Annotated in this window: 3 protein-coding genes and 1 pseudogene; all 4 read left to right on the forward strand. The window is 36.9% G+C overall.

Going from position 1 to position 2,429, the window contains the following annotated elements:
* Positions 1-417: SDR family NAD(P)-dependent oxidoreductase (locus AACY61_RS12400; protein ID WP_339611892.1), on the forward strand; the 417-nt coding region annotated here is incomplete at its 5' end.
* Positions 418-439: 22 nt separating this feature from the next.
* On the forward strand, positions 440-1,666 hold the full coding sequence (locus AACY61_RS12405) for a beta-ketoacyl-[acyl-carrier-protein] synthase family protein (RefSeq protein WP_339611893.1): 1,227 nt from the start codon (positions 440-442) through the stop codon (positions 1,664-1,666).
* Between the two features lie 5 nt (positions 1,667-1,671).
* The gene (locus AACY61_RS12410; protein WP_339611894.1) at positions 1,672-1,923 is read left to right on the forward strand and encodes a phosphopantetheine-binding protein; all 252 of its coding nucleotides are present in this window, start codon (positions 1,672-1,674) and stop codon (positions 1,921-1,923) included.
* 4 nt (positions 1,924-1,927) lie between these two features.
* Positions 1,928-2,429: pseudogene (locus AACY61_RS12415) on the forward strand (lipid A biosynthesis acyltransferase); the annotation flags it as partial.

Consider the following 2,429-nt stretch of genomic DNA (forward strand, 5'->3'; position numbering starts at 1 on the left):
TGGGACAGCGTCATCCAAACAAGCCTGAACGGTTTTTTTAATGTGACCAGTTTCTTCATTCAAAAAATGTTACGAAATAAATATGGCCGAATTGTGAATATGGTTTCTGTTTCTGGAGTGAAAGGAACCGCGGGGCAAACAAACTATTCTGCAGCTAAAGGTGCCCTAGTGGCTGCCACTAAAGCACTGGCACAAGAAGTGGCAAAGAGAAATATTACCGTAAACGCCGTAGCACCCGGTTTTATTAAAACTGATATGACCGAGGCTATGGACGAAAGTGAATTAAAGAAGTTAATCCCCTTAAACCGTTTTGGCGAAGCCCAAGAAGTGGCAGATTTAGTAGCTTTTTTAGTTTCCAAAAAATCTGGTTATATTACTGGTGAAATCATTAATATCAACGGAGGAATTTATTCCTAAAATCAGTAAACAGTTGTTACACATGGAATCACGAAGAGTCGTCATAACCGGAATGGGTATCTATTCCTGCATCGGAACTTCTTTAAAAGATGTTAAAGAGTCCTTGTACAATGGAAAGTCAGGAATACAATTTGATCCTGAGCGCAAAGAATCTGGGTTTCGTTCAGCTTTGACAGGCATGGTTCCCACACCCGATTTAAAGCCTTATTTGAATCGAAGACAGCGTGTAAGCATTGGAGAGGAAACAGAGTATGCCTATATGGCCACACGTGAAGCACTTCAAAATGCTCAAATAGAGGATGGTTTTTTTGATGAACATGAAATGGGTATATTGTATGGAAATGATAGTGTCTCTAAAGCAATTATAGAAGCAACAGACTTGCTTCGAGAGAAAAAAGACACGGCCCTTATTGGTTCAGGTGCGATTTTTAAATCAATGAACTCCACAGTTACAATGAACCTTTCAACAATTTACAGATTACGGGGCGTCAATATGACAATTAGTGCTGCTTGTGCAAGTGGATCGCACTCCATTGGAATGGGATATTTGCTAATAAAAACAGGACTACAAGATCGTATCATTTGTGGCGGTGCACAAGAAATTAACAAATATGCCATGGCCAGTTTTGATGGATTAGGCGTTTTTGCCTCTCGTGAAAATGAACCTGAAAAAGCTTCCCGACCTTTTGATGCCAATCGTGACGGGCTTGTTCCCAGTGGTGGTGGTGCCACACTAATACTTGAAAGTTATGAGTCGGCTACAAAGCGAGGGGCACCCATTATTGCTGAAGTTATTGGTTATGGATTTTCATCTAATGGAGGTCATATTTCAACACCAAATAAAGAAGGCCCGGCAACTGCTATGCAACGTGCTTTGAATGATGCAAACGTAGAAGCTTCAGCAATTGAATATATTAATGCTCATGCCACCTCAACACCTGTAGGAGATGCAAATGAGGCCAAGGCTATCCACGAAATATTTGGAAGTAGACCACCGGTTAGCTCAACAAAATCTATGACAGGGCATGAATGTTGGATGGCTGGAGCCAGTGAAGTGATATATTCAATATTAATGATGCAAAACAACTTTATCGCACCCAATATAAATTTTGAAAACCCAGATGAAGACTCAGAAAAATTAAATATTGTAAGCAATACACTAAATAAAAAATTTGATTTATTTTTGTCAAATTCTTTTGGATTTGGCGGAACTAATTCTGCTTTGATAATAAAAAAATTTAATAACTGATTATAATGAATAAGGAAGAAGTCATTGAAATTGTAAATAATTTTTTGGTAGAGGAATTTGAAGTGGAGCAAGAAGTGATTTCACCTAAAGCCCCCATGAAAGATACTCTGGGACTTGACAGTTTGGACTATGTTGATTTAGTAGTGATTATTGAATCTAATTTTGGTGTAAAACTTGGCGAGGCCGACTTTGTAAACATTGAAAGTTTTCAGGACTTTTACGATATGATAGAAAACAAAATTAAAGCTAAGGCTTAATACTATGAGCCAATGGGACGGTAAGTCCAGAGGAACTCTCCTTGGATATAAAATATTTGTTTATTGCATTAAAAATTTTGGTGTAAAGCCGGCCTATTTTGTGCTTTATTTTGTTGCAACTTACTATTTTCTGTTCCTGCCAAAAAGCAACAAAGTTGTATTTTATTACTTTAGAAAACGTCTCCATTATTCTTATTTCAAAGCAAAAAAAATGGTGTTTAAAAACTATTTTGTTTTTGGTCAAACAATCATTGACAAAGTGGCCATCGGAGCCGGGCTAAGAAATAAATTTACCTATGAATTTGATGGAATAGACATTTTAAAAAAATTGCTCGCTGAAAAAAAAGGTGGTGTATTAATTAGTGCACATATTGGTAATTTTGAAATAGCCGAACACTTTTTTGCAGACATCGACCTCGATTTTCAAATAAACTTGGTAACAACTGATAGAGAACACACTATTATAAAAGAATATTTGGAAAGCGTCACCTCAAAATCTTCTATAA

This window comes from uncultured Planktosalinus sp., from assembly GCF_963973675.1.
Taxonomy (GTDB): Bacteria; Bacteroidota; Bacteroidia; order Flavobacteriales; family Flavobacteriaceae; genus Planktosalinus.

Coding starts and splice junctions, on each gene's coding strand:
- AACY61_RS12405 (WP_339611893.1), top strand. CDS start 440: ATGGAATCACGAAGAGTCGTCATAACCGGAATGGGTATCTATTCCTGC.
- AACY61_RS12410 (WP_339611894.1), top strand. CDS start 1,672: ATGAATAAGGAAGAAGTCATTGAAATTGTAAATAATTTTTTGGTAGAG.